13 protein-coding genes and 1 tRNA gene are annotated in these 20,560 nt (G+C 69.1%); 6 read left to right on the top strand and 8 right to left on the bottom strand.

Annotated elements, in window-relative coordinates:
* Window position 1: 1 nt before the first annotated feature.
* The 3 genes from WBN91_RS19705 to WBN91_RS19695 form a co-directional block, all read right to left on the bottom strand.
* Window positions 2-6,790, bottom strand: a complete 6,789-nt coding sequence (locus WBN91_RS19705) for an RHS repeat-associated core domain-containing protein (RefSeq protein ID WP_337725303.1) — start codon at window positions 6,788-6,790, stop codon at window positions 2-4.
* Between the two features lie 31 nt (window positions 6,791-6,821).
* Window positions 6,822-10,253, bottom strand: a complete 3,432-nt coding sequence (locus WBN91_RS19700) for a LamG domain-containing protein (RefSeq protein ID WP_337725304.1) — start codon at window positions 10,251-10,253, stop codon at window positions 6,822-6,824.
* Between the two features lie 368 nt (window positions 10,254-10,621).
* A complete protein-coding gene (locus WBN91_RS19695) occupies window positions 10,622-11,047 on the bottom strand; it encodes a PPOX class F420-dependent oxidoreductase (protein ID WP_337725305.1) in 426 nt (141 codons plus the stop codon).
* 98 nt (window positions 11,048-11,145) lie between these two features.
* On the opposite strand from WBN91_RS19695, the gene WBN91_RS19690 reads away from it, so the two are divergent.
* On the top strand, window positions 11,146-11,568 hold the full coding sequence (locus WBN91_RS19690) for a PRC-barrel domain containing protein (RefSeq protein ID WP_337725306.1): 423 nt from the start codon (window positions 11,146-11,148) through the stop codon (window positions 11,566-11,568).
* Between the two features lie 327 nt (window positions 11,569-11,895).
* Here WBN91_RS19690 and WBN91_RS19685 read toward each other — a convergent pair.
* Together WBN91_RS19685 and WBN91_RS19680 are read right to left on the bottom strand one after the other, a co-directional pair.
* Window positions 11,896-11,969 (bottom strand) — tRNA-Leu (locus WBN91_RS19685).
* A 49-nt stretch (window positions 11,970-12,018) separates the two neighbouring features.
* A complete protein-coding gene (locus WBN91_RS19680; RefSeq protein WP_337725307.1) occupies window positions 12,019-12,300 on the bottom strand; it encodes a metal-sensitive transcriptional regulator in 282 nt (93 codons plus the stop codon).
* A 275-nt stretch (window positions 12,301-12,575) separates the two neighbouring features.
* On the opposite strand from WBN91_RS19680, the gene WBN91_RS19675 reads away from it, so the two are divergent.
* A complete protein-coding gene (locus tag WBN91_RS19675; RefSeq protein WP_121227072.1) occupies window positions 12,576-12,917 on the top strand; it encodes a histone-like nucleoid-structuring protein Lsr2 in 342 nt (113 codons plus the stop codon).
* A 59-nt stretch (window positions 12,918-12,976) separates the two neighbouring features.
* Here the strand turns inward: WBN91_RS19675 and pabB are convergent, their stop codons facing one another.
* The 3 genes from pabB to WBN91_RS19660 form a co-directional block, all read right to left on the bottom strand.
* Complete coding sequence (pabB, locus tag WBN91_RS19670; protein WP_337725308.1) at window positions 12,977-15,001, bottom strand: aminodeoxychorismate synthase component I; 2,025 nt, start codon at window positions 14,999-15,001, stop codon at window positions 12,977-12,979.
* An 89-nt stretch (window positions 15,002-15,090) separates the two neighbouring features.
* Window positions 15,091-16,050: a hypothetical protein gene (locus tag WBN91_RS19665; RefSeq protein WP_337725309.1), complete on the bottom strand. Its 960-nt coding sequence runs from the start codon at window positions 16,048-16,050 to the stop codon at window positions 15,091-15,093.
* Window positions 16,047-16,550, bottom strand: coding sequence for a SigE family RNA polymerase sigma factor (locus tag WBN91_RS19660; protein WP_337725310.1), 504 nt, complete (start codon window positions 16,548-16,550; stop codon window positions 16,047-16,049). The genes WBN91_RS19665 and WBN91_RS19660 overlap by 4 nt, the downstream gene beginning before the upstream one ends.
* A 117-nt stretch (window positions 16,551-16,667) precedes the next feature.
* Here WBN91_RS19660 and WBN91_RS19655 point away from each other — a divergent pair, with 117 nt between their 5' ends.
* The 4 genes from WBN91_RS19655 to WBN91_RS19640 all read left to right on the top strand — a co-directional run bounded on the left by WBN91_RS19655 (window position 16,668) and on the right by WBN91_RS19640 (window position 20,433).
* Complete coding sequence (locus WBN91_RS19655; RefSeq protein ID WP_337725311.1) at window positions 16,668-17,861, top strand: metallophosphoesterase; 1,194 nt, start codon at window positions 16,668-16,670, stop codon at window positions 17,859-17,861.
* Window positions 17,862-17,944: 83 nt separating this feature from the next.
* Entirely contained in the window at window positions 17,945-19,132 is a 1,188-nt protein-coding gene (locus WBN91_RS19650; protein WP_337725312.1) for a type III PLP-dependent enzyme, read from the top strand.
* Between the two features lie 57 nt (window positions 19,133-19,189).
* Entirely contained in the window at window positions 19,190-19,600 is a 411-nt protein-coding gene (gene speD / locus WBN91_RS19645) for an adenosylmethionine decarboxylase (protein WP_121227062.1), read from the top strand.
* Window positions 19,597-20,433, top strand: coding sequence for a spermidine synthase (locus WBN91_RS19640; RefSeq protein WP_337725313.1), 837 nt, complete (start codon window positions 19,597-19,599; stop codon window positions 20,431-20,433). Before speD ends, WBN91_RS19640 begins: the two co-directional genes overlap by 4 nt.
* Window positions 20,434-20,560: the final 127 nt, after the last annotated feature.

The raw sequence follows: 20,560 nt of genomic DNA, 5'->3' as shown, positions 1-20,560 counted from the left end.
CTCATTTCTCGCAGATGGAAATACCACAGATCCGGGTACCGGCGGGCAGATGCCTGATCCGAGCATGGATCTGCGCACCAAGCGACCGGTTGACCGAACGATCCAGCGGACTCATGTTGTTCACGGTGTCAGCACCACCGAGTTGCAGGTCGGTCATGTGATCGACATCGCTTCCGTCCGGTACCGCGTTGCCATCACCACGGTACCGGGTGGAAGCCGACCTCGACCCCCTCTGCGGTTTGGAGACAACCAGGTCGACACCGTTGAGGTGCTCGACCTTGGCATCAGCCGCCGCGATCTGCTCATCGCTCCATTCATCCATGTAGGTGAGGTCGAGGTGAACGTCGTCTCCATCGCCGCAATTGTGCACAAGGACCGACGCGGATGCCACGACCACGTGGTACGTGTGGACCCCGGCGACGGTGAGGTCGTAGACAGGCTCGAACTGTACGAATGTTCGAACATCGACGACCTTCGGCTTCGTGCCATCCGCCGCGACGAGGTCGTGCCCCGCTTCGAGATCACCAACGGCGACGAACCCGTTCTCGCTGCCAACCCACACCGGGTGCCAAGAGGTCGCGTCGATCGTGCCGGTGGCGCCATCCTCCGCCGTGACGGTCAGGCGGGTCATGTCGCCTTCGTCGTCGTGCACGATGGCGCGAACGACCTCGCGGTCCGTGGTCTCGCCGGTCGACGGATCCGTGGCCTTGACCTTCTCGCCGATCTCCACTTTCTCGATCGGCTTCGTCGACCCGTCCGCCATCAGAACGAGCGTTCCGGCGACGAAGCTGTGCTTGAACAGGCAATTCGCCGGAGGTCGGTCGGCGGTCAGCTTGTTGAACTTCTCCGTGATCGCCGCCGACACCTTCTCGGTGATCGCCTGGACCCGACGCAGCACACCCTTCGCCTTGTCGATGATCTTCGCTAGCCGATTGACCGCCTTCAGCGCGTTGTAACCCGCCTCCAGGATCTTCCCGACCTTGCCCCAAGGCACCAAGCCCGTGATAACGCCCGCACAACCCCAGATGTCGCCCTTGGTGAAGCAGTCGACGATGTCGTTCCAGCCCGAGATGTCCTTCAAGACCTCCCAGGCGACCTCCTTGATGACGTCCCACTTGGTCTTGTGGGCGTCGGTGAGGGCGCGCTGGTAGTCCTCCCAGCTGATGCCCGCCTCGGCCAGACCCGCCCGGGTCGCTGCGTCGGCGTCGTTGGAGGCCTGCTGCCACGCCCGTTCACGCCACCGGTAATAGTTGCGTTCCTGGTCGTACGTGTCGTTGTTGTCGTCGAACACCGCCGGGTTGCGGCCGCACAGGACGCCGTCGGGGCCGCAGTCGCGGATCATGCCCGTCGGGTCGCTGAAAGTCACTGGGCTGTTGTTGGCGTACGCGTATCCGTTGAGCTGCTGCGGGTCGTTGTTGTCCATCACCGGGTCGACCGACAGGAAGCGGCCCGAGGAGGAGTCGTACAGGCGGGCGCCCACGCTGGTCAGGCCCGATTCGTCGTTACGGCCGCCGACGAAGCCCAACTTGTCCGGCCACGGCGGCACGTCGCCGCGCAGCGCGCCGTACGGGGTCTGGCGGCGTTGGGCGATCTCCATCGAACCGGCGGTCACCGCCAACTGGTTGGTGCCCTGGTGGTCGCCGACCATGTACTTCAGGCCCGTGACGCTGTTGCGGACCGCCACCACGTGGCCGTTGTGGCTGTACTGCCGCGTCCACGACGGTGTCGTGGTGCCCGTGTCCAGGCGGATCTCCTGGCCGAACACGTGCAGCGTCGTCGCCGACGGTTCGCGTGAGATCAGCCGACCACCGTCGGCGTCGTAGAGGTAGCGGGACTCCTTGCCGTCCGGGTTGACGATGCGGGAGACGTTGCCCTCGGCGTCGTACTCCAGCTTCTGCTCGTCGCCTCCGATCTTGCGGGACTTGGTGCGGCCCGTGTTGTCGTAGTCGAAGGTGTCCAGCGAGGTGCCGTTGGGGCCGGTCGTGGTGACCGACCGCGCGGTGTGCGGCTGCGGTGCGCCGGCCGCGGGGTAGGTGGTGGTGCGGACCGTGTCGCCGGCCGCCTTGTGCTGGGTCTCGGTCAGGCGGTTGCCCGTCTTGTCGAACGTCCAGGAGTTCCAGTACGGGGCCGCGCCGCCCAACGCCGTGGCCGAGCGGGTCTGGGCGCAGTCTCCGGACGACGGGGTCCACGCCTCGTTCATCCGGCGCAGGTAGTCGTAGGCGAAGCACTGGATGTCCGCCGGCCGTCCCTGCGGCGTGTCGGCGATGCGGGTGATGTTGCCCGCCTGGTCGTAGGTGTAGTTCCGGTCGGCGATCCGGCTGTCGGTCTGGGTCTCGCGGTCGACCTGCGTGCGGGTCAGCCGGCGTGAGCCGGTCTCGTAGGTGTTGGTGACCCAGACGTTCTTCGCCGCCGCGTCCTCGCTGCCGTAGACCTCTTGCAACACCTCGCCGAAGCTGGAGTAGCCGGTGTGCGCGACGTACAGCTCGTTGCCCTGCGTGGTGTTCGGCAAGCCGATGTCGTTGTAGTACGTGCCGACGGCCTCACGCGGGACGATCGTCTTCCCGCCGGACACCACCGCGTTGTACTGGGTGACGAAGGGCTTGCCCGTCGGCGTGTACGTCTGGCGCAGGGTGTAGGTCGTGCCGAGCACACCCTCCACGGTCGGGATCGTCACCGTCTCGCCGGTCGGTCGCCCAGCCGGGTCGTAGCTGTAGACCTTGCGCTCGTAGGCGTGGCCGTCGACCAGGCGGCGCGACAGCGTCGGGAGGCCGACACCGCCGGTCAGCGTGTCGTACTCCCACTCCGCCACCTTCTTGCCCGCGGTCGAGCCTTCGTAGCGGGCGGTCTGCCGGCCCAGGTCGTCGTAGCGGTTGGCGATCGTCCGGCCCTGGCTGTCGGTCGTCGACGCGATCTGGCCGAGCACCGTGTAGGTGGTCGTGCTGTGACCGGTGTCCGGGTCGTCGGTGGCGATGACGCGACCGCGCAGGTCGTAGGTGTAGCGCCAGACGTTGCCCGCCGGGTCGGTCACGGTCTCCAACTGGCCCGCGGCGGTGTATGTGTACTTCGTGGCGTCGTAGGGGGTGCCGAGGCCGTCGGTGTACTGGCGCTTCTCCAGTGCCCGGCCCTGCGCGTCGGTGATCACGGTCGTGGCAGTGCCGCCGCGCGGCGGAGTGGTGTGGACGCGGTCGCCGCCGTAGGACGTGACAGTCGACCATTGCTCCACGCCGAGTTTGCGGAAGGTCGCCTTCACCGGGCGACCCATGCCGTCGTACTCGGTGATGGTCTGGCCCGGCACCTCGTTGTCGAACGCGCCGGTCAGGGCGCCACTGGGGGCACCGCTGTTCCAGTAGACGCCGTTGGCCTTGTAAGGCAGGCCACGCGAGTCGTAGTAGGTGTCCGACACCTGGCGACCGCCGTTGGGCGCGGGCGACTGGGTCTGCCGTTCCCGCAGCAAGCCGTCGTAGAGCGTGTACACGGACAGGTACTGGTTGTTGTCCTGCAACCGCTTGCTGACGACGACACTGGCCTTGTCGTTGTTGTAGTGGTACTCGAACTCGGCGTCGGCCTTGGTGGTCGCCGGGTCGCGGCCGGGCGTCCAGGCGGCAGTCAGCCTGCCCAGCGGGTCGTGCTTGAGCGTGGCACGGCGGTTGTTCACGTCCGATGACGCGACCGAGGTGCCCCACGCCGGATTGAGGAACTCCCTCGACACGTGGCCCAGGGGGTTCGTGCTCGACATCTCCGTCAGCGGACCGTCCGCGGGCGTGTAGGTCGTCGTGGTCTTCTTGTCGTCGGCGTTGTGGACGTCGAGCGGCCGGCCATACTTGTCGTACGTCGCGCGCGACGCCATCACCCAGGACTGACCGGAGGCGTCCCACTTGTCGAGCACCTCTGCCTTGGTGATCAACCCGCGGGTCGGGGGCGTGCCGAGCGGCTGGTCGTCGTAGTAGGACCTGGCCAGGGAGAGGATCGTGGTCGGCGAAGCCGCGACTGAGCAGTCGCCCTTGACCGTCTCCACCTGGTGCGCCAGCGTCAGCAGCCGCAAGTCCTCGTTGCGCGCGAACGTCGAGGTCGTGCACGACTCGTCGCCGGGCACCGCGGTGTCGCCGTGGTCCTCGACCCGCCAGGCGATTCCTTCGGCGGTGAACTGCTTGTCCACTCTTGTGCGTCGCCAGGTCCCGTCGGACAGCTTCGTGCGCCCGCGGACGGAAGCGTTCCCGGTCACGAACGCCTTGTTGCCCGCGGCGTCGGTGGCGGTGGGGGTGTCGGGCAGGTACGGGTCGTTGACCGAGGCGGACACGAGCTCCCCGGCGTTGTACTGCCGGGTCTCGCGGACGAACCCGCGGAGGCGCTCGACGTCCTCGACGCGCTCCTTCTCGCTGTTCTCGGTCCACACGTCGCGGACGGCACCACCGGGTAGCCGGTCGCCGTCCATGCCCCGCTGGTACTGGACCTCGGTGACCGTCTGCGGGCCGGGGGTCTCGCCCTTGGTGGTGCGGACCGTCTCGTAGCCCCGCCATTGCGACCACGTCCGGCGCTCCGGGTCGGCGAATTCGTTCTCGTCGAAGTGCCACATGGGGTCGCCGATGTACGTGTACCGGGTCTTGACCAGCTGCGAGGCCCCGGTGCGGTCGTCCTCGACAATCGAGGCGACGACGTACTTGTGGAACCAGTGCAGCTCCGGCTCGCGCGCGCCGTCGGGCGCCCACCAGGTCGGGTAGCACCGCAGGTTGTTCGACTCCGGTGACGCCGGCATCCGGGAGCCGATCGCGCAGTCCGCGTCGGCGTAGGTGATCTGCGTGTGACTGCCCGCCTCGCCGGTGATGGCCTCGATGCGGTACCGCGTGATCGGCGGCCGGTGGTCCCCGCCGATGTCCACGCGGTTGGCCAGGGACCGATGCGAGAAGACCGTCGCCGGGAGGGCGGCGCTGCCCCCGACCAGTCCGGTGTGGACGATCGAGCGGAGGTTCAGCGCGGGGGCCAGGCCGTCACCGGTGGCCAGGAACTGGTGCTCCAGCGTCCACGAGTCGACGTCCTGGTAGCCGCCGGAGGCCTGCGCGACCCGCGTCACGACCTTCGTCAGGCGTTTGGTGGAGAAGAACGACGGCGTGAGCCGGTGGGTGCAGGACTCGCCGTCCTTGCAGATCTGGTCGAACGGGACGTCCGGCCACGACGACTTGGTGCCGTCGCCCAGCTGCGCCGGGTCGCAGGTGACCGTCGCGGTCGGCAGGCACCGTTCCGCCGTCTCGAAGTTCACCTTCGCCGCGGGCGCGGCGTAGAAGTTCTCGTCGCGCAACCCGTACTCGACGCGGTCCAGCCAGCCGCCCCGCACGTACGGGGTGCCCTTGGCCGGGTCGGAGTTGCGGCCGTAGTTGTTGATTTCCTGGTTGTAGTAGTACGTCGTGACGTTGCCGTGCCGGTCGATCGAGTAGTCCAGGTTCCACCGGTACGCCTGCCGGCACCAGGAGCCGTCGAAGTTCCCGAGCTGGTGGCAGGGCTCGACATCGTGGTTGCCGAACACCGGCGTGGTCCACGTCGACCGCGTCTCCGGCTTGCCCTCGGTCCAGCCGGGGAGCCGGTTGGCGCCCAGGAAGTACTGGGTGCCGTCGGTGGTGGTGACCTTCCAGTGCTCGCCGTTGTCGTCGCCGTTGGCCGCGCCGAAGAGCCGTTCGACCCGCGCGCCGTCGTCGTTCTGCGCACGCCACTCCTGCGTGCCCGGGATGTTGACCAGCTTCCCGGACACGCCGGCGAGGCTGATCGTCGCGTTGTCGGTGGCCCAACACTGGTCACCGGTCTTGGTCTGTCCGTTGTTGCCGCCCAGGTCCAGGCTGCACGGCTTGTACTGCCGCTCGACGTACCCGCCGGGCGACATGTCCCAGCCGTCGCCGACCCAGGAAGCCTGGTTGTTCGTGGACGAGGTGCGCCCGTCGAGGCTCTGCGCGGAGTACCCGAGGGCCACCGATGGGGCCGCGCCACCGATCGCCGGCGGAACCCGCAGCGGGTAGCTGTAGGTGAAGTCACCGGACGCGCCGCCGGCGGTCCAGGAGCCCGCCGGCGCCAGGGAGGTGGCCGCGAAGCTGCCCGACGGTCCGGAGGCGGACGCCACCGCCGCGAACACCGTCGGCGTGGACCCCAGCGTGGTGCGTCCGGTCAGCGCCCCGGCGGTGGTGTTGTTGGCCGCCGCCTCGACCGGTGTCTGGACTTGGCAGGCGGCCAGTGCGGGCGTGGTCACGGCGCAGGCGGGCAACTGCACGAGGCGCAGGCGCGACCCGTAGTCACCGCCGAAAGCCTTGGCGATCGCCTTGTAGTCGACCGTGAAGACCAACGGCAGGCCGGTGGCGCCGCCACCGTCCGCGAGGGTGAACACCAACGCGGAACCGACCCGATCGCGCACCTGCCCCTTGACGATCTTGCTGCCCGGCGGTGCCGCCGCGGCCAACCCCACGGCGAGCGGGGTGCCGGGAATTCGCAGGGGCGTGCCCGCCGCCTGCGCGGCCACCTGCGCCGGCGTGGTCCCCGCCGCACCGAGGTCGACCTGGCCGGACGCGGCGGCGGGCCAGTAGGTGGCGGGTTCCACCGGCTTCTGCACGACCGCGTTCGCCGCGCTGTCGAGCGGCACCGAACCCACTGTCACGGTCTGCGCGGCGACCGGGTTCTCCTTCTGGAGCGCCGGTAGCTCCCAGGAGTACTGGTTACCCGGAGCCGCGACGGCTTGCGCCGTGGACATCACCATCATCGACACGACTGCGAGCGCGACGGCTCTCCTGCCCGCCTTCTTCGCGGCAGCACTCATCACAAGCCCCTCGTGGCAAAGTCGAAACAGGTCAGATGTGCTGCGTGCCGAGTGCGAGGTCACGAACGGCGTTCGTGTCGAGAACCCCGGAGTAGATCCGGACGTCGTCGATGTCGCCTGCCCACACGTGTGAGACCGTGGTCCCCGAGGTGGCGCCGCCGATCGACAGCGGCGCACTGGAGTCGGTGGCGCCGGTGACACCACTGCCGTCGGGCTGGAGGAAAACGTACGTGGACTGCCGGACACCGTTGACGTACAACGACATCCGCCCAGCCGGCGCGTCGAAGGTCGCGGCGAGGTGCACCCACTCGTCGGCGACCGCGGGGTGGTCGGAGCGCGCGTTCCACACGGTCCTGATCGACCCGATCGACGGCCGCGACATGGAGAACTCCCACCCGCCGCCGACCAGGCCCAGATCGAACGGCCGGAAGTTGGTGGAGTCCATGCTCACCACGGTCCGCGTCCCGGTGGTGGAGCCGCTGAGCCGCACCCACGCGGCGACCGAGAACGAACGGTCCACCCGCATGACCGCCGGCCGGGGCACGCCCACCCGACCGGTTCCCGAGGCGTCGTAGGCGAGCCACTTCTCTTCCGGCGGTGACGTCGGATCCGCGGCTCCGGCCCACGTCGTACCACCCGAGCGCGTCGCGGTCACCCCGGTCACCTCGTCCCGCGCGGTGGTCCCGGTCCGCTCGTCCAACTGGTAGCGGGCGCGCGGCACGACGAGGTTCGCCTCCCTCGCGGCTTCCTCGGCGGTCAGGACCCGGTCCCACACCCGGACGTGGTCGATCACACCGGGCAGGTGGTTGGTGCGCGCTCCCTGCCACCGCGCCGCGCCGACCACGAAGCTCCCGGTGACCTTCCACAGCGGCTGGGTGGTGGAACCCTGGAACCTGCCGTCGACGTAGAGCAAGACGGTGGCGCGGTCGGGCTCGTAGACGCCCAGGACGTGGGTCCACACACCCGCCTGCGACGGTGTCGTCGAGGTCGCTCGGACGAAACCCAGTCCGTCCTGCCTCGCCGCGGTCATGGTCCACCGACCTTCGGCGTGCTGGAGGTAGAACGGGCTGTGCGACGAGTTGTCCTGGCCCGCGACCGTGTACGCGCCGGTGGTGTTGGCGAGCTTTACCCACGCGCCCACCGAGAAGGACCTCGACGTGTCGACCACCGCGCTGGAAGTCCCGGCGACAGCTGTCGTGCCGTTGCCCACGAAACCGTTGCCGGCGTAGCCCGCCCCAAACGTCCCGCCGCCGCTCAACGTCAGGGGGCGGTTGCGCCCACTGGTGTCCGCCGCGATCGTGCCGGTGGTCTCGTCCAGCTTCCACTCGCCGACGGGACCCGTGGGCGGCGCGACCTTGAACGTGTACGCCGCACTGGTCGCCGACCGGTTGTTCGCCTTGTCGTACGCCGCCACGTGCAGCACGTTCACGCCTTCGCGGTTCGGCGTGACCGGTACCGTCACCGTGCCGTCGGCCGTGGTGACGCCGGCGAACGTCGCGGCGGCGGTGTCGTCGTTGAGCGACCAGCCGTAGCGCGCCACGTCCATCGAACCGCCGAAGCCGGTGTTGCCGTTGACCCTGAAGGTGAACATGCCGGTCTTGCCGACAGTTCCGTTGAACCCCGTGGTCGGGTAGTCCGCGGAAGACACCAGTGGCGTGTTCGGCGCGACGGTGTCCACGATGAATTCGCAGTCACCCGACCGCGGCGATCGGACGCTGCCGTCGCCGGTGTACACCGACCAGTGGTAGAGACCGTTCTCGACCAACGTGCCCGCCGCGACCGGGACTTCCGCGAAGGAACCGGACGGCACGTCGTTGCGGACGAACTCGGTCAGCGGGTCATGGCCTCCGGACGGACCCCTCTCCACGAGGAACCCCGTGTCGGTGAGGATCCCCTTGTCCGGGTCCGTCACCTTCGCCCGCAGGCGCGGCGTCAGCGTGGCCACGTACGGGCGGTTCGCCCCGACTGCGCAGGCCAAGTGGTCGGTGGCGTTCGGCCCCCACGCCTCCATGCCGAGGTCGGTGGGGGTGTTCGGGTAGCTGTTGTAGTGGACCTGGAGGTAGGGGTTGAGGTCGAACCTGCGCCAAGACTCGTTCAATTCACCCTCGTACTTGGCCCGCAACCCGAAGGTGGTGAGGCCCCAACCGTAGTGCGCCGCGTCGCTCACGGCCCGGGTGACGACGACCTCCGCGCCTGGGGCCTCCGGGCAGAAGGTCGCGTTGTTGCGGTGGTTGAGCTCGCCCAGCGTGTAGACCCACCCGGGCTGTGCGGTCCACCTCGTGTCGGGGCCGATGGTCTCGGTGAGCCCGATCTCGGTCTCCGACGGCGAGCACGAGTAGGTGTGGATGACGTTCAGGCCCAGGGTCGCGCCGTGGATCTGCTTGCCGATCATGTGGGTGGTGTTCATCTGCACGTACGAACGGGCGACGCCGTTGTTGTTCGTATCCAGTTCGGCGGCGTTGATGAAACCGGCTTTGAGATCGGCGAACGCGCCATCGGTGCGGTCGAGGTCCCGCGCCTCGGGCCACTGGTCGATGACCACTACGTGGTGCGCTTTACCGCAGGTGTCGCACGAGTAGGAGGGGTCGATCACGACCGGGTAGGTGGTGGCCGGGTCCAGCAGGAACCGCTGGTCGGGCCGGACGGCCAGGGTGTCGCTCCCGACGTCTACGCCCAGTTCGGCGCGCCGGTCACCCGGTGCCGGGCCGTCGGTGTGGTTCGTGCCCGACCCACCCGTGGAGTCCCACATCGTCGAGGCGTCACCGCTGAACACGGTCGTGCCCTGAGAATCGGTAGCGACCAGCCGGCCGGCCTCGGTCTCGGGGCTCGACACCGTCACGTTCTTCGCGTGGTTCCGGAACGCGATGGCCACCAGGTCCGGATTCCGCGCCGCTTCGCGGGTCTTCACCACCAGGACCTGGCTGAAGCCGCGGATGCCTGCCTCGACCTTCAGGTCGACGTCCGGCAGCACGTCCGGGTAGGTCAGGGTGGCCCCGTCGGCTGTGGGGACGGGCAGGTCGCGCTGCCACCCCAAGCCGATCTCCCGCTCACCGTCGACGACCTTCGCCAGCAGCGAGGCGCTCGACCCGGTCCCGCCCGGCGAGAACACGGTCTCTACCGGGGCGGCCTTCGGCGCGAAGGTCCCGTCCGGACGCCGTTCCAACGTCAGGTCAACGGGGACCCAGCCGCCATCCCGCCTCACCCGCACCGGTTGTGCGTGCTGGGTGTAGGTCATGGTCCCGTCGGGGTTGGCCGTCAACTCCTCGGTCTCCGTGGTGGCCGAATCCACCCGAACCGGCTTCCCGGCAGCCTTCGCGTACCCGGCGGCCGTCGCCTCATCGGGCGCGGAATCCGGGACGACGGGTGCCGACCGCGCCACCCCGGGCGCGACGACGACGCTGAGGAAAAGCGCAGCAACAAACGCGCGCAGGGCAAAACCCCGCGCGACGACGCGCGATCTCACTAAAGCCCCCCAAGGCCGACGCAGTGCGGCCCACCGAAACGAGATTCCCGACCCCGTTGAGGACTATGACGGGCTGCACTCGGTTCTGCAGCGACCGAACGGGTCAATCACGCTCCGTGCTGGGTACCGGCGGACGTCGGCGCTATAGACGTGTACTTCCACCTCTGGGCGGTGGGGTCGGTCGAACGGCCGGTCGGGGTGGAGTCATCCGCGGAGAACAAGCTGCGGACTTCACCAGGTGCTTCCATGATCAAGGCAGGCTCGTCGCCGGCCGTGATCTCGAAGGTGCTCGGCACGGCGACATCGTCGACCCCAACCGCCCGGAGGAATCGGCTTGCAGCAGCGGTCGTCGTGTTCCGTGTTGGGTGTCAGCGGACGTCGGCGCCGTAGACGTGTTGCACCCTCAGGGTGATCAGGACGCGGCGGTCGGAGACCATCACCGAGCGGTATTCGGACCAGTCCGGGTGTTCGCCTGCTGCTGAGCGGTAGTAGGCGACCAGGGCGTCCACCTCTGGGCCGTGGGGGTCGGTGGACGGGCCGGTCAGGGTGGCCGTTCCTTCCGCCGTGGCCCAGGACCAGCCGTCGGCGCTGGTGACCTCCAGGGCTGCCCTTGGGTCTCGGCGGAGGTTGGTGGTCTTGGCCAGGCCCTCTCGGGTGGAGATGAGGATCGTGCCGGCCTCGCGGTCGTAGAACGGGGTTACCGGGGACAGTTGTGGGCGGCCGTCGGATTTGAGGGTTGCCAGGACGCCCAGGCGGCTTTCCGACAGGAGGGCGTGCGGGTCGAAAGAGGTCATGGACCGATCTTGGACGCTGACACCGGGGGTGACGCAAGTGTTCCGCTGAGGGCGAAGGGGTAGCCGGAGGGGTGGATGTCGGACTCTAGGAGGGTGACATGCAGCCGTTTCCGTTCGTGCCCTTTGTGTGGCGGGACCCGTCCTGGCTGGGTGAGCGGGACGCCGGGGCCGACACGACCGACGCGACCGACCCCGCCGAGCGGCCCGACACCGGGCTCATCGGGTACGAGGTGGAGGCCACCGACGGTGGGATCGGCAAGGTGGACGAGGACAACGCCCTCGTGCCCGCCGACTGCCTGATGGTCGACACCGGACCGTGGATCTTCGGGCACAAGGTCGTCCTGCCGGTGGGCACGGTGCACCGCGTGGACCACGACGAGCGCAAGGTCTACGTCGACCGCACCAAGGAGCAGATCAAGAACGCACCGGAGTACGAGCCGGACACCGACCCCGACGACTACCGCCGCCGCACTGGCGACTACTACACCGAAAGCTACCGACTGCTACCGCCGATGTTGTGACCCAACGAAGGACGTTCCGGCTCAGGCGAGTGCCCTTGCGAGAACTTGGGGGGGCGACGTTCTCCCGGTAGAAGCCGATGCGAGAACACCGGCCACCTCCACGACCCCGCGCGGGCCGGTGCCGCGGTCCTCACCAACGACAAAGTCCATCGTGGACGCGACTCCGCCGCGGCAGCCGGTGGAAAGCCCACGCCTGCCCGCCACGGCACGCGCAACGAGCTGTTCGGGATTTGCGCAAATGGCTCAGAGCCGAGAAGGGGCGCACGTGGCGCGGAACAAGATCAGCCCCTGACCGCACGGGGTGGGTCAGGGGCTGGTCGGCTGGAGTGCCCCCGGTGCGACTCGAACGCACACTGGACGGATTTTGAGTCCGCTGCCTCTGCCGATTGGGCTACGGGGGCCGGCGGTGTGCACTCTACTGGATCAGGGTGGTGGGGCCGGCGGGTGGGTTCAGGAACGGACCAGGCGGGTGATTGCGGCTGTTGCTTCGGCCAGCTTCTCCTCCGCCACCTCGCCGCCCTCGGCCACCGCCTGGGCCACGCAGTGCTTCAGGTGCTCGTCGAGCAGGCCCAGGGAGACCGCCTGGAGGGCCTTGGTGGCCGCCGAGATCTGGGTGAGCACGTCGATGCAGTACTCGTCGTTCTCCACCATCCGCTGGAGACCGCGGACCTGGCCCTCGATGCGGCGCAGGCGCTTGAGGAACGCGTCCTTGTCCGCTGTGTAACCGTGCATCGCTCCCGGCCTTCCCTACCCTGGGCGGGTACCTCGCCCTCCAGGATAGGCCACTCGACCGGGTGTGACGGGCACCACGCGGACCTCCGAAGGGTGGCCTCACATTTCGCGGGTGGTGGTTAACGGCTCGAAATGACCCGTCCGGGGGCATCAGTCACATTTTCGGTACGAAAGGTTAGGCGATATTCCTTCCGTGCACTATGGTGTCGACCGGAGCGTGTGGCGCAGAACAAGTCGACGGCAACACGCGCTATGCGAGCACACACGGAGGAACAGTGGCACAGCAGACCGTCGTCCAACTCATCGACGACCTCGACGGCAGCGAAGCCGCCGAGACCGTGACCTTCGCGCTGGACGGTGTGGAGTACTCCATCGACCTGTCCAAGGACAATGCGGAGAAGCTGCGCGAGTCCCTGGCGGACTTCGTCGCCAAGGCGCGTCGCGCCGGTGGCCGCAAGCAGCGCAAGGGCAGCGGCAAGAGCACGGTAAAGGCTGGTGACAAGGCCCAGGCCCAGGCCATTCGGGACTGGGCGCGCGCGCAGGGCCACCAGATCTCCGACCGCGGTCGGATTCCCCAGGGCCTGGTGGTGCAGTTCCAGGAAGCCCACGCGTCCTGAACGGCTCCGGTGTTTCCCCTGCGGTCGCCCACGGGTGGGCCGCAGGGGGAAACCGCTGGTCAGAGGCTTGACGAGGGATTCGCGCGGCCCGGAAAGGCCGTGTCGAGCAGCCGCAGGAGCGCGGTCGCCTTGACGGCCGTCTCCTCGAATTCCTCCGCCGGGTCGGACAGGGCGATGACCGCGCCGCCGACCCCGAAACTCACCTTGTCCCGGTCCACCACCAGCGTCCTGATGACGATGCTGAAGTCGGCCGTTCCGGACAGTGAGAAGTAACCGAGCGCACCCGAGTAGACACCCCTCGGTCCCGCTTCCAGCCCGTCGATGATCTGCATTGTCCGGATCTTGGGCGCACCCGTCATGGACCCGCCGGGGAACGCCGCCCTAACCGCCGCGACCGCCGAACTGCCCGGCCGAAGTGTCGCCCGAACGGTGCTGACGAGCTGGTGCACGGTCGCGTAGGTCTCCACCGCGAAGATCCTGGGCACCTCGACGCTGCCGACTTCCGCGCAATGGCCCAGATCATTGCGCACCAAGTCCACGATCATCAGGTTCTCGGCGCGGTCCTTCGGGCTGGTCGCCAAGGCTGTGCGCAAAGCTTCGTCGTGCGCGGGCGTCGTGCCGCGCGGGCGGGTGCCCTTGATTGGTTCGGATTCCACGACACCGCGCCGGTCCACCCGGATGAACCGCTCGGGTGAAGTGCTGAGCACCGAGAGTGCACCGAAACGGAGCAACGCCCCGAACGGCGCGGGGCTTTCCGCGCGCAGGAACCGGTAGGCGTCCCACGGGTCCACCGCGCCCCGCCAGGTCACCATGTTGGTCAGGCACACCTCGTAGCTTTCGCCCGCGGTGATGGCTTCCTGGCAGGCGTCGACCAACTTCAAGTAGTGCGCACGGCCGTGCCTGAGCTGGACGGATTCCGCGCGCGCCCGCACCGGCGGCACGACCGGCGGCTCGGTGAAACCGCCCAGGAACGCCGCTGTGCGGTCCAGCCAGCCATCCTCGTCGGACAGCGCCAGCAAGTACACGCGTCGCTCAAGGTGGTCGAAAACGACGGCCCGGTCGGCGAACACGAACGCCGCATCCGGCTGCTCCGAACGGTGGGTCGCCTCGCCACCGCACTCGGCCTTCAGCTCGTACCCCAGGTACCCGACCCAGCCCAGGGCGAAGTCGAACGGCACGTCCGGCGGCGCCACCCGCCACGCCGCCAGGTCGTCCTCCAGCCACGACAGGAACGGCCCGGTGTACTCGGCGTCGCCCACGCGCACCCGGCCGGTCCACACGTCGTAGGTCGCCACGCGCGCGAGCGGCCCGCCGGCGTCCCCCATGACCGAGAACCGGCCCCGCTCCCCCGCCAGGCTGCTGTCCAGCCAGAACGCGTCCCCGGAGGCCCCGTAGAGGGCCTGGAACACCGCTTCGGGGGACGGGTGGACGTCCAGCCGCCGCACCAGCACCTCGTGCGCCACGGGCGGCGCGGCCGGCGGTGGCGGCGGCTCGGGCGTGGCGGCGGAGAAGCCGCCGGTGAGATCGCGGAAGTTGGCCAGCAGGTCGTGGCCGTGCGCGGTGCAGATGGACTCGGGGTGGAACTGCACACCCCAGCTCGGCCGGGACCGGTGCCGCACGCCCATCAGGACGTCCTCGGAGTCCGACCAGGCGATCCGCTCCAGCTCCGGCGGCAGGTCCGTGACGGCCAGCGAGTGGTAGCGGACCACGGGCAGCGGCGACGGGAGCCCGGCGAAGACGTCCACCCCGGTGTGCCGGACGAGGTCCACGACGCCGTGCCGGGGGGTCACCAGCCCCACCGTGGCCCCGTGGGCCAGGCACAGCCCCTGGTGGCCCAGGCACACGCCCAGCAGCGGCAGGTCACCGTGGTCGACCACCGCGCGGCACAGGCCGAAGTCGGCGGGGTTCTGCGGGCGCCCGGGACCGGGCGAGATCACCACGTTGTCGAACCGGCGCAGGTCGGACAGCCGGAACCCCGGGTCGTCGTTGGTGATGACGACCGGCTCCCGCCCGTTCACCCGTGCCAGGTACTGGAACAGGTTGAAGGTGAACGAGTCGTAGTTGTCGATGAGCAGGGTCCGCATGGCAGAACGAGACGGTACCTGCCCGAACACCCGGATGGAGTACCCCCGGGGGGCCGGTCACCGGACCGGCCCCCCGGGTCCTCCCCGACTCAGTCCAGGTGGAACTTCGGGTCGGTGACCAGCGCCGAGAGCTGGTCGGCGGTGAACGGCTGCCCGGACAGCGCCGGGTGGCCGGTCCGGTAGAACTCCTTGGCCTGGCCGATCACGACCAGCGTGCCGTCGTCGTGCCGGTGGATCGCGACCTCGTCGAGGTCGTTGCGGTCCATCGGGCCGCCGCTGGTGGGCGTCGCCGTCACGTAACCGACCTGCTTGCCGCCGACGGTCCGCACCGCGCACTCACCGCTGCGGATCGCCCACGCCGCCTCGGCCGCCTTGCACGGCGAGTCGACGTCGGCGAACCGGTTGCCCTTGGTGAGCACCATGATCCACAGCTTGCCGACGCCGGACGTGCCCTGCTGGGTCACCGGGGTGGTGCCCAGGTACTCCCAGATCTCCTTGCCGCCGTCGTAGTAGTCCTCGAACTGCGACTGCGTGTAGCGCATCGGCCCGTACCAGGTCTCGCCCGGGTCGCCCGGGGGCGTCAGTGGCGTCTTGTCCACCGCCTGGAAGGTCGCCGGCAGCGACGCGCCCAGGTCGTTGAGCGCCTGGACGGACTTGTCCGCGCGCGGTCCGGAGCGGGCCGTGCGGTCGGTCTGCCCGTCGGGCCACTCCGGCTTGGTCTGCGACGGGTCCAGCGGGACGCTGGACGGCATCTGGGTCAGCGTCACCGACGGCCCCGTCACCGACGGCGGGGCCGGCGGCGCCGACGTGGTCAGCGGCGGCGCGCCGCCCGCCTCGGTGTTCGCACCACCGGTGAGCTGCGGCACCAGCACCGCACCGACGGCGATCGCCACCACGGCGAGCCCCGCCACCCCACCACCCCAGGCGGCCTTGCGGCGGCGCTGGGCCGCCCGTCCCGCCGCCACGGCCTCGGCCGGGCTCATCGGGGGCGGCGGGCTGCTCGCCACCACCGCGTCCTGCAACGCGCTCTTCAGCTCGTGCTCGTTCATCGCACCATTTCTCCCTGCTGCGGGGTGATCAGGCCGCGCAGCGTCTGCAGCCCCCGCGCGGCCTGGCTTTTCACGGTTCCCTCGGAACAGCGGAGAGCCCTGGCGGTCTCCTCCACCGACAGGTCCTCCCAGTACCTGAGGACGAGGACGGCGCGCTGCCGCGGCGGCACCTTGGCCAGTGCGTCCAACAGCACCAACCGGTCCTCCGCGGACCCACGACCGACGCTCGCGGCCTCCGGCGTCGTGTCGCTCACGCGCTCCTTGCGGAACCACCCGCGGCGCAGGTCGGACACGAACGTCCGGACCAGCGTCTGCCGGGTGTAGGCGTCGAGTGCCTCGTGCCGGTCCACCCGGTTCCACGCCACGTAGAGCTTCGCGAACGCGGTTTGCACCAGGTCTTCCGCACGGTGCCAGTCGCCGCACAGCAGGTACGCCGTGCCGCGCATGGCCTCGGACCGCGCCGCGAAGTACTCCGCGAACGCGGTGTCCCGATCACCCATCTGTCCTCCCCATCCCGCGGTACCGGGTTAGTCACGCGTCCGGAGGCCCGGCGGGTTGCATGCCGTTCACGAGTTTCGTGGAGACTGGTTTCGCAAGGGACACTGGGAGGCCGGGCGTTGTTGTTCTTGTTGATGTTCACGGTCGTCATGGGCGCCGCCCACTACTACGTGTGGCGGAAGGCCGTGCGGAACACGACCCGGCCCGGACGGGCGCGGCGGATCGGCACCGGCGTGGTCGTCGGCTTGTTCGTGCTGCTGATCGTCACGATGGTGGTCGAGTCGCCGCTGCTGGCGTGGCCGGGGTACTTGTGGCTGGCCAGCGTGTTCTACCTGGCCGTGCTCTTCGGTGTGCTGGAGGTCCCGCAGCTGCTGCTCAACCGGGCGGCGCGGCGGAAGGTGCCGGTCGCGGTGAGCGCGCCGGCGGCCGAACCGGTCGACGCTCCGGCCGAGCCGGTGGAAACGCCCGAGGACCCCGATCGCCGGTTGTTCATCGCGCGGTCACTCGCCGTGGCGGCCGGAGCCGTGACGGTGGGGACGATCGGCTACGGCATGACCCAGGCGCTGGGCGCGCCCCAGCTGAAGACGATCCCCGTGCACCTGACGAAGTTGGACCGGAGGTTTGCGGGATACCGCATCGCCGTCGTCAGCGACATCCACCTCGGCCCGCTGCTCGGCCGCGCGCACACCGAGCGGATCGTGCGGATGATCAACGAGCAGCAGCCCGACCTCGTGGCCATCGTCGGCGACCTCGTGGACGGCACCGTCGAGGAGCTCGGCGAGGCGGCGGCGCCGCTGCGCGACCTGGTGAGCACGCACGGTGCGTTCTTCGTCACCGGCAACCACGAGTACTACTCCGGTTTCGAACCGTGGCTGACCGAACTGGACCGGCTGGGCGTGCACCCGTTGCGCAACGAGCGGATCCGCGTCGAACGCGCGGGCGCGTCGTTCGACCTGGCCGGTGTGAACGACGTCACCGGCGCGACTTTCGAGGACGGCCCGAACTTCGCGCGGGCGCTGGAGGGGCGCGACCAGAGCACCCCCGTGGTGCTGCTGGCGCACCAGCCGGTGCAGGCCTACGAAGCCGCCAAGCACGGCGTGGACCTCCAGCTGTCGGGCCACACGCACGGCGGGCAGATGTTCCCGTTCCACCTCGCAGTGGGACTCCAGCAGCCCGTGCGGACGGGTCTGGAGGTGGTCGACGGGGTGCAGGTCTACACCACCAACGGCGCCGGTTTCTGGGGTCCGCCGGTCCGCGTCGGGGCCCCGCCGGACATCTCGTTGGTGGAGCTGCATCACAACTTCGCGTCCTGATAGGGCGATCTTCACCGAAACCGCTTAGAGTGGACGGCCGTGCCAACGTGCGGTTGCGGTTGCGGAGGGGGACCCCTAGCGAGATGAACACGAGCTTTGCCGGCCAACGGCTCGATCACGAGGCAACAGCTCGTATTCGTCGTTTCCTGGACCATGAGCAACCCGGCACGCCCTGCCTGGTCATCGACCTCCCCACGGTGCGCGAACGCTTCACCGCCATCCGAGACGCCCTGCCCGGGGTCGGGATCTTCTACGCCGTCAAGGCGAACCCGACGCCCGAGGTGGTCGAGCTGCTCGCGGCGGAGGGGTGCAGCTTCGACGTGGCGAGCCCCAACGAGATCGACCTGTGCCTGGAGCGCGGGGCGGCTGCGGGGACGATCTCCTACAGCAACCCCATCAAGAAGGCCCGTGACATCGCGTACGCGTTCGGTCGCGGAGTGCGGATCTTCGTGTCCGACAGCGAACAGGACGTGCGCGCGCTGGCCGAGCACGCGCCCGGTTCGTCGGTGATGCTGCGCATCCAGGTCGACAGCAGGGGTTCGACGTACCCGTTCGGGAAGAAGTTCGGCTGTTCGCCCGAGATGGCGACGGATCTCCTGCGGTTGGCGGGCGAACTGGGCCTGGTGCCGCTGGGCGTGGCCTTCCACGCCGGTTCCCAGCAGCTCTCCGTCGACGGCTGGGACGGCGCGATCGCCGACGCCGCCGAGATCACCGCGAAGCTGCGCGCCGAGGGCGTCGAGCTGAGCACGGTGAACCTGGGCGGCGGCCTGCCCGCCGGCTACCTGGACCCGTTGCCGCCGCTGGCCGAGTACGCCGCCGGCATCAAGGCCTCCCTGGCCCGCCACTTCGGCGAGTTCGCGCCGAAGGTGATGGTCGAGCCCGGCCGCGCGGTGGTCGCCGAGTCCGGTGTCCTGCGGTCCGAAGTGGTGCTGGTGTCGCACAAGTCCTATTCGGACGAACGCCGTTGGGTGTTCCTCGACATCGGCCGCTACGGTGGTCTGGCGGAGACGGAAGGCGAAGCGATCGCCTACCCGTTGCGAACCAGCCGCGGTGGTGTTTCCCTGGATGAGGGTCCCCGTGGCCCCGTGGTGATCGCCGGTCCGACGTGTGACGCGGACGACGTGCTGTACCAGAACACCTGCTACGAGCTACCCCTGGAGCTCAGGGCGGGCGATCACGTCGACCTGCTGTGCGCCGGCGCGTACACGGCGAGCTACTCCTCGGTGGCGTTCAACGGCTTCGAGCCGTTGGCCACGTACTGCGTGCGGTGAGCGCGCTCAAGGTTTGTTCGAAGCTTCACCCTCTTCTGAAGATGTTTGGAGTGATTGATGTCCGGACTCCCGTGCGAATCCGAGCCGGTTGGCTTGTTCGCAGGACAGCACGTGCTCGCCGAGCTGGAAGGTGTCAGCCCGGAGCTCCTCGACGACGAGAAGTTCCTGCGACACGCCCTCGGCGAAGCGCTCACCCAGGCTGATGCCACGGTGTTGGAGGTGGTCTCCAAGCAGTTCGAGCCGCAGGGGGTCACCGTGCTGGCCCTGCTGTCGGAGTCGCACGCGTCCATCCACACCTATCCGGAAGTCGGAGCGGTGTTCGTGGACGTGTTCACTTGCGGCACACGTGCCAAGCCCGCGCTCGCGGTGCAGCTCCTCGCCGAAGCGCTGGGCGCCCGCTCCGCACGCACGGACATGATCAGCCGGGGCACCCAGGTCCCCGCGCTCGTCGGTGAGGAGAAGGCGTGATCCGCGAACCGCTCGCGGCCGGTTTGACCCGCATCTGGGACGTCGACGAGGTCGTGGTCGACACCCAGACGAAGTTCCAGCACCTGGTGATCGCGCGCACCAGCCAGGGCCTGTCGCTGTTCTGCGACGACGACCGGCAGAGCACCGAGTTCAGCCAGCTGACCTACCACGAGGCCCTGATGGTCCCGGCCCTCCTGCTCGCGGACCGCGTGGACCGCGTGCTGGTCATCGGGTCCAGCGAGGGCGTGGTGTGCCAGATGGCCGTGGCCGCGGGCGCGTCGGTGGTCGACCACATCGACATCGACGAAGAAGCCGTGAAGCTGTGCGCCGAACACCTGCCCTACGGCTACACGCTGGAGGAGCTGGCGGCGGCGGAACAGGGTGACGGCCCGATCCGCGTGCAGTACATCGACGGCTACGAGTACATCCGGACGACGTCGGAGCGCTACGACATCGTCCTGGTGGACCTGCCGGACGAGCGCGAGGAGGAGGCGCAGCACAACCGCCTGTACGGCGAGGAGTTCCTGGCCATGTGCAAGGCCCTCCTCACGCCGGGCGGCGTGGTGGTCTCCCAGGCCGGCTGCCAGACGATGTGGCGCAACACCACGCTGAAGCGCATGTGGCAGCGCTTCAACGACGTGTTCGCGACGGTGGCGTACTACGGCTCCGACGAGCACGAGTGGGCTTACCTGTTCGGCCGCGCGGACGAGGTCACCGACCCGACCGCGCTGATGACCGAGCGCCTGAAGGAGTGCGGCTACCAGCCGGAGACGATCGACGACCTGGCCCTGCTGGGCAACTCGATCCCTCCGTACCAGGTCCGCAACGCCTGACCTGTTCTACCGCGAAGGGCCGCTTCCCGTTGGAGTGCAACGGGAAGCGGCCCTTCGTGCACTCCGCTCCACATCGCCGCCGCGCATCCATCGCCCGCCGCAAGCCCCGCACCACCCGCAAGCCCGC

Origin of the sequence: Saccharothrix sp. CCNWYY140 (assembly GCF_037401995.1) — a bacterium.
Classification (GTDB): Bacteria; Actinomycetota; Actinomycetes; order Mycobacteriales; family Pseudonocardiaceae; genus Actinosynnema.
The sequence above is the reverse complement of the archived record's forward strand: the minus strand, read 5'-3'. Positions and strand labels throughout refer to the sequence as shown.

Excerpts from the sequence above, each read along its gene's own strand:
- WBN91_RS19705 (WP_337725303.1), bottom strand. The coding sequence starts at position 6,790 with ATGAGTGCTGCCGCGAAGAAGGCGGGCAGGAGAGCCGTCGCGCTCGCA.
- WBN91_RS19695 (WP_337725305.1), bottom strand. The coding sequence starts at position 11,047 with ATGACCTCTTTCGACCCGCACGCCCTCCTGTCGGAAAGCCGCCTGGGC.
- WBN91_RS19690 (WP_337725306.1), top strand. The coding sequence starts at position 11,146 with ATGCAGCCGTTTCCGTTCGTGCCCTTTGTGTGGCGGGACCCGTCCTGG.
- WBN91_RS19680 (WP_337725307.1), bottom strand. The coding sequence starts at position 12,300 with ATGCACGGTTACACAGCGGACAAGGACGCGTTCCTCAAGCGCCTGCGC.
- pabB (WP_337725308.1), bottom strand. The coding sequence starts at position 15,001 with ATGCGGACCCTGCTCATCGACAACTACGACTCGTTCACCTTCAACCTG.
- WBN91_RS19665 (WP_337725309.1), bottom strand. The coding sequence starts at position 16,050 with ATGAACGAGCACGAGCTGAAGAGCGCGTTGCAGGACGCGGTGGTGGCG.
- WBN91_RS19660 (WP_337725310.1), bottom strand. The coding sequence starts at position 16,550 with ATGGGTGATCGGGACACCGCGTTCGCGGAGTACTTCGCGGCGCGGTCC.
- WBN91_RS19650 (WP_337725312.1), top strand. The coding sequence starts at position 17,945 with ATGAACACGAGCTTTGCCGGCCAACGGCTCGATCACGAGGCAACAGCT.
- speD (WP_121227062.1), top strand. The coding sequence starts at position 19,190 with ATGTCCGGACTCCCGTGCGAATCCGAGCCGGTTGGCTTGTTCGCAGGA.